The sequence below is a fragment of the Halorubrum sp. ASP1 genome (genome assembly GCF_005435135.1).
GTDB lineage: Archaea > Halobacteriota > Halobacteria > Halobacteriales > Haloferacaceae > Halorubrum > Halorubrum tropicale.
Map to the genome: position 1 here is coordinate 1 of NZ_SGUA01000050.1, position 519 is coordinate 519.

Genomic DNA, 519 nt, shown 5'->3' on the forward strand with positions numbered 1-519 from the left:
GTTGTTAGCAACGACGCTTGCGAAGAACGCGCCGATTGCGGCGACGTACGGGAACCACGTAGTCCGGCGACTGTTGTTTGAAGACCGAGACGAGAAGCGACGTCAGTCGTTCGACCCTGTCGTCGACGCGAGCAATCCGTATGCGAACCTGATTGCGTCGATCTCGGTGGTTGGTGACTTCGGGAATCGGGCGGACCACGTCGCCGGCGTAATAGAAGACCGACTGTCGAACCCTGGGGAGATTCACGAGGACGCGCCGGAGATTGCGTTCAAAGTCCCTGTGGTCGTCGAGCATGGTCCGAGTACGGTTGCACGAGTAACACGGGCAATGTGTCGGGCGAAAGGTCTCGACGCGACGAGAGACGCGATACGGCTATTCTCTGGGTTTGCACGGACACCGTACGACGTAGCCCACGCAATCGGGCGAGGGTTGTCTCAAGAAGCGACACCGAGAGAGATTCGGAGTAGCGAAGTACGGCTTTCGCTCGCGAGTCTCCCGTCGAAGCGTCTCTTAGAGGA

The 519-nt window shown here is 59.2% G+C and carries 1 pseudogene; it reads left to right on the top strand.

What is annotated here, in order from left to right:
• Positions 1 to 519, top strand: a pseudogene (locus EXE48_RS18950) (transcriptional regulator); the annotation flags it as partial.